5 protein-coding genes are annotated in these 5601 nt (G+C 65.2%); 4 read left to right on the top strand and 1 reads right to left on the bottom strand.

Going from position 1 to position 5601, the window contains the following annotated elements; translation table 11 throughout:
• Positions 1-2317: ribonucleoside-diphosphate reductase subunit alpha (locus AC1VAN_RS09235; RefSeq protein ID WP_480985682.1), on the top strand; the 2317-nt coding region annotated here is incomplete at its 5' end.
• Positions 2318-2444: 127 nt separating this feature from the next.
• A complete protein-coding gene (locus AC1VAN_RS09240; protein WP_480985683.1) occupies positions 2445-3464 on the top strand; it encodes a ribonucleotide-diphosphate reductase subunit beta in 1020 nt (339 codons plus the stop codon).
• 144 nt (positions 3465-3608) lie between these two features.
• Here AC1VAN_RS09240 and AC1VAN_RS09245 read toward each other — a convergent pair whose 3' ends face one another.
• Complete coding sequence (locus AC1VAN_RS09245) at positions 3609-4244, bottom strand: LysE family translocator (protein ID WP_442251484.1); 636 nt, start codon at positions 4242-4244, stop codon at positions 3609-3611.
• 93 nt (positions 4245-4337) lie between these two features.
• On the opposite strand from AC1VAN_RS09245, the gene AC1VAN_RS09250 reads away from it, so the two are divergent.
• Together AC1VAN_RS09250 and AC1VAN_RS09255 are read left to right on the top strand one after the other, a co-directional pair.
• Entirely contained in the window at positions 4338-4748 is a 411-nt protein-coding gene (locus AC1VAN_RS09250; protein ID WP_025875773.1) for an acyl-CoA thioesterase, read from the top strand.
• A gap of 43 nt (positions 4749-4791) precedes the next feature.
• Positions 4792-5598, top strand: a complete 807-nt coding sequence (locus AC1VAN_RS09255) for an NAD-dependent protein deacetylase (RefSeq protein WP_442251483.1) — start codon at positions 4792-4794, stop codon at positions 5596-5598.
• Positions 5599-5601: the final 3 nt, after the last annotated feature.

Raw genomic sequence — 5601 nt, forward strand, 5'->3', positions numbered from 1 at the left:
CGGCACTACCGAACTGGTGGACCTGAACAAGATCGTGCGCGCGGTGCAGCGTTCCTCCGAGGGCCTGCACGCCGTCGATCCGATGCGCGTGGCCACCCGCACCATTTCCGGCCTGTACAACGGCGCCACCACCCAGGAGCTGGACGAACTGTCCATCCGCACCGCGGCGCTGCTGATCGGCGAAGAACCCGAATACGGCCGCCTGGCCGCGCGCCTGCTGGCCAACTTCATCGCCAAGGAAGTGTCCAACCAGGAAATCCACGCGTTCTCGCAGTCGGTGGGTCGTGGCCACGAAGTGGGCCTGATCAACGACCGCCTGCTGAACTTCGTGCAGACCAACGCACGCAAGCTCAACGATGCCATCGACATCTCGCTGGACCTGAACTTCGATTACTTCGGCCTGCGTACCCTGTACGACCGCTACCTGCTGCGCCACCCGCACACCCGCAAGGTGATCGAGACCCCGCAGCAGTTCTTCCTGCGCATCGCCAGCGCGCTGAGCGAGGATGTGCCGGAAACCCTGGCGCTGTACAAGCGCATGGGCAACCTGGACTACCTGCCGTCCAGCCCGACCCTGTTCAACTCCGGCACCACCCACGAGCAGCTGTCCTCGTGCTTCCTGCTGGACTCGCCGCAGGATTCGCTGGAATCTATCTACTCCAAGTACGGCGACATCGCCCAGCTGTCGAAGTTCTCCGGCGGCATCGGCGTCAGCTACACCCGCGTGCGTTCGCGTGGCTCGCTCATCAAGTCGACCAACGGCCATTCCAACGGCATCGTGCCGTGGCTGAAGACCATGGATTCGTCGGTGGCTGCGGTGAACCAGGGTGGCAAGCGCAAGGGCGCGGCCTGTGTGTACCTGGAAACCTGGCACGCCGACATCGAGGACTTCCTCGAGCTGCGTGACAACACCGGCGACGAATCGCGCCGTGCGCACAACCTGAACCTGGCCAACTGGATCCCGGACCTGTTCATGAAGCGTGTCGAGTCTGACCAGGAATGGTCGCTGTTCGATCCGCGCGTGGTGCCCGAGTTCACCGACCTGTTCGGCGAAGCCTTCGAGGCCGCCTACCTGCAGGCCGAAGCACAGGGCAAGGCCAACCGCACCATCTCCGCACGCAAGCTGTACTCGCGGATGATGCGCACCCTGGCCGAGACCGGCAACGGCTGGATGACCTTCAAGGACAAGTGCAACCGCGCCAGCAACCAGACCCTGCGCGCCGGCAACGTGATCCACCTGTCCAACCTGTGCACCGAGATCCTGGAAGTCACCTCGGCTGAAGAAACCGCGGTGTGCAACCTGGGTTCGATCAACCTGGGCAACCACTTCGACGGCAACGGCGAGTTCGATTTCGACAAGCTGGCCGACACCGTGCGCCTGGCCGTGCGCCAGCTGGACCGCGTGATCGACCTGAACTTCTACCCGATCGAATCGGCGCGCCGCGGCAACCTGCGCTGGCGCCCGGTCGGCCTGGGCTGCATGGGCCTGCAGGACGTGTTCTTCCGCAAGCGCCTGCCGTTCGATGGCGCCGAAGCCCGCGCGCTGTCGAAGAAGATTGCCGAGACCATCTACTTCCACGCGCTGGAAACCTCGGTCGAACTGGCCCAGGAACGCGGCAAGCACCCGTCCTTCGCCGACACCCGTGCGGCCAGCGGCGAGCTGCAGTTCGACGCCTGGAACGTGGTGCCGGAAGATGCCGCGCGCTGGGATGCCCTGCGTGAACGCATCAAGGAACACGGCCTGCGCAACTCGCTGATGATCGCGATCGCCCCGACCGCCACCATCGCCTCCATCGCCGGCTGCTACGAGTGCGTGGAACCGCAGGTGTCCAATCTGTTCAAGCGCGAGACCCTGTCCGGTGACTTCCTGCAGGTGAACCGCTATCTGGTGAACGAGCTGAAGAAGCTGGGCCACTGGACCCCGGAAATGCGCGATGCAATCAAGCTGGCCGACGGTTCGATCCAGGCCATCACCCAGATTCCGGAAACGCTGCGCCACGTCTACCGCACCGCATGGGAACTGCCGATGCGTTCGCTGATCGACATGGCCGCCGACCGTGGTGCCTTCATCGACCAGTCCGCCTCGCTCAACCTGTTCATGGAAAGCCCGAGCATCGGCGCGATGTCCTCCATGTACATGTACGCCTGGAAGCAGGGCATCAAGACCACCTACTACCTGCGTTCGCGTCCGGCCACCAAGATCGCCAAGACCACTGTCAGCCACACGGCCAGCGCTGCGCCGGAAAAGGTGTTCAGCCCGGAGGAGGCCATCGCCTGCTCGCTGGAGAACCCGGAAGCCTGCGAAGCCTGCCAGTAACACCGCGCGGTGGATTAACGCGCGGTGGGTGCCGACCGTTGGTCGGCACTGCTGCCCGACTACGGAAATACCAAGGTAGCGCCGGGCCATGCCCGGCGTTATGACCCGAGAAGACAAGGAAACACCCATGGCCGACAAGCCCAAGCAGATGCTGCTCGATCCCGGTTTTGAACTGACCCTGCGCCCGATGCGCTACCCGCAGTTCTATGACATGTACCGGAATGCGATCAAGAACACCTGGACGGTGGAAGAGATCAACTTCCAGATCGACATCAGCGACCTGCACAGCAAGATGTCGCCGGGCGAGCGCCACCTGATCCACCGCCTGGTCGCCTTCTTCGCCACCGGCGATTCGATCGTGTCCAACAACCTGGTGCTGAACCTGTACCAGCACTTGAACGCGCCCGAAGCGCGCATGTACCTGTCGCGCCAGCTGTATGAAGAAGCGCTGCACGTGCAGTTCTACCTGACCCTGCTGGACAACTATCTGCCGGATCCGGACGAGCGCGTCAAAGCCTTCGCCGCGGTGGAGAACATCGACTCGATCAAGAAGAAGGCCGATTTCTGCTTCAAGTGGATCGATTCGATCCAGGACCTGAAGCGCATCGAGACCCGCGAAGAGCGCCGCCAGTTCCTGCTCAACCAGATCTGCTTCGCGGCGTGCATCGAAGGCCTGTTCTTCTTCGCCGCCTTCGCCTACGTGTACTACTTCCGTTCGCGCGGCCTGCTCAACGGCCTGGCTTCGGGCACCAACTGGGTGTTCCGCGACGAAAGCGCGCACATGGAGTTCGCCTTCGAGTGCGTGGACGTGATCCGCGAGGAAGAGCCGGACCTGTTTGACGACAAGATGAAGCAGGATGTCTATGACATGCTGGCCGAGGCCATCGAGTGCGAAGTGCAGTTCGCCGAGGACGTGCTGTCCGGTGGCGTGGCAGGCATCTCCACCCGTGACATGCGCCAGTACCTGCAGCACTGCGCCGACAACCATTTCCATCGCCTGGGCATGGAGCGCAAGTACAACGTGCGCAACCCGCTGAGCGTCATGGAACTGCAGGACGTGCAGGAACTGACCAACTTCTTCGAACGCCGCGCCTCGGCCTACCAGGTGGGCGTGAAGGGCGAAGTTGCCTTCGACATGAACTTCTGATCGATCCAATCAGGTCTGTCGCGAAAACCCCGGCCAACGCCGGGGTTTTTCGTTTTTACGGTAGCGCCGGGCCACGCCTGGCGAGCGCGCAGCGCGGAAGGTTATTCATGGTGCCGTGCGCATTCCGCCGGGCATGGCCTACCGCTACCGCCGCCCATCCACCGCCATGCGCACGGCCAGGCCGGCCAGCACCGTGCCCATGAACCACCGTTGCACCGCCTGCCAGGTGGGGCGCGCAGACAGTAAGCCGGCGATGCTGCCGGCCATTATCGCGATCACCGCGTTCACGCTCACGCTGACCAGCAGCTGGGTGGAGCCCAGCACCAGCGACTGCATCAGCACGCTGCCCTCGCTGTCCGGGTGCAGGAACTGCGGCAGCAGGGACAGGTACATCACCGCGACCTTGGGGTTCAGCACGTTGGTCAGGAAACCCATCGCGAACAGCTTGCGTGGGCCGTCCACCGGCAGGTCACGCACCGCAAACGGCGAGCGGCCGCCGGGCTTCAGCGCCTGCCACGCCAGGTACAGCAGGTACAGCGCGCCGCCGATGCGCAGCGCGTCGTAGGCGAACGGCACGGTCATCAGCAGCGCGGTGATGCCCAGCGCCGCGCACAGCATGTAGAACACGAAGCCCAGCGCCACCCCGCCCAGCGAGATCAGCCCGGCCATGCGGCCCTGGCAGATCGAGCGCGAGATCACGTAGATCATGTTCGGCCCGGGCGTCAGCACCATGGCCAGCGAGACAAGGGCGAAGGCCAGCAGGTCGGACGTGGCGGGCATGGTGGGTTCACGCAGTGGGGGGTGCCGAAGTGTAGCGCCGCCTGCACACCACCTGCCTTAAAATCCGTCTCACCCCACACCCGAACCGCCCCCATGACCCCCATCCCCGAGACCGTGCCGCCGACCGAAGTGCGCATGGCCGAAATCGTCTTTCCCAACCACACCAACCACATGGGCACCCTGTTCGGTGGCCAGGCCCTGGCATGGATGGACAAGGCCGCCTTCCTCGCCGCCGCCCGCTATTCGCGCCGCACCGTGGTGACCGCGCGCAGCGACCAGGTCGATTTCAAGCTGCCGATCCGCATCGGCCAGATGGTGGAAACGATCGGCCGCATCGTCGAGGTCGGCCGCAGCTCGATGAAGGTCGAGGTGGAGCTGATCGCCGAGGACCTGCACAGCGGCGAGCGCAAGCTGTGCACCCGTGGCCACTTCGTGATGATCGCCCTGGGCGACGATGGCCACCCGGTGACCGTGCCGCAGCTGCCCGGCGCGCCGGCGGCCTGAGCCGATGCTTGCGGGGGCGCCGGTGCGCCCCCATCTGGCTGCCATGACCCCGCCGCTCACCGACTTCATCGACCGCGCCCAGCGCCTGTTCGTGCTGACCGGCGCCGGCTGCAGCACCGCCTCGGGCATCCCCGATTACCGCGATGCCGATGGCCAGTGGAAGCGCACGCCGCCGGTGACCTACCAGGCCTTCATGGGCGAGTCCGCCACCCGCCAACGCTACTGGGCGCGCAGCCTGCTGGGCTGGCCGCGCTTCGGCCAGGCCCGGCCCAACGGCACCCACCAGGCGCTGGCCGCACTGGAGGACAGCGGCAAGCTGCAGGTGCTGCTGACCCAGAACGTGGATGGCCTGCACCAGCGCGCGGGCAGCCAGAACGTGATCGACCTGCATGGCCGCCTGGACCTGGTGCGCTGCATGGGCTGCGAACGCCGCAGCGAGCGTGAGGCGTTCCAGCAGCGGCTGCTGCAGGCCAACCCCGGCTGGGAATTGCTGCAGGCCGGTATCGCGCCCGACGGTGACGCCGATCTGGAAACCGACTTCTCCGCATTTGCGGTGCCCGACTGCCCGCACTGCGGTGGCCTGCTGAAGCCGGACGTAGTGTTCTTCGGCGAAAACGTGCCGCGTGAACGCGTGGCTGCGGTGCATGAGCACCTGCAGCAGGCGGATGCAGTACTGGTGGTGGGTTCCTCGCTGATGGTCTATTCCGGCTTCCGCTTCGTGCAGGCCGCGGCCAAGGCGGGTCTGCCGGTGGCCGCGCTGAACCGTGGCCGCACCCGTGCCGACGACCTGCTGCAGTTCAAGGACGAGCGCGACTGCGCCGAGGCGCTGGCCGGGTTCGTCATCGGGTAGCGC

This window comes from Stenotrophomonas sp. 05L44_2 (genome assembly GCF_056665995.1).

Bases quoted from the DNA above. Each gene is read 5' to 3' on its own strand.
- AC1VAN_RS09240 (WP_480985683.1), top strand. From the start codon at position 2,445: ATGGCCGACAAGCCCAAGCAGATGCTGCTCGATCCCGGTTTTGAACTG.
- AC1VAN_RS09245 (WP_442251484.1), bottom strand. From the start codon at position 4,244: ATGCCCGCCACGTCCGACCTGCTGGCCTTCGCCCTTGTCTCGCTGGCC.
- AC1VAN_RS09250 (WP_025875773.1), top strand. From the start codon at position 4,338: ATGACCCCCATCCCCGAGACCGTGCCGCCGACCGAAGTGCGCATGGCC.
- AC1VAN_RS09255 (WP_442251483.1), top strand. From the start codon at position 4,792: ATGACCCCGCCGCTCACCGACTTCATCGACCGCGCCCAGCGCCTGTTC.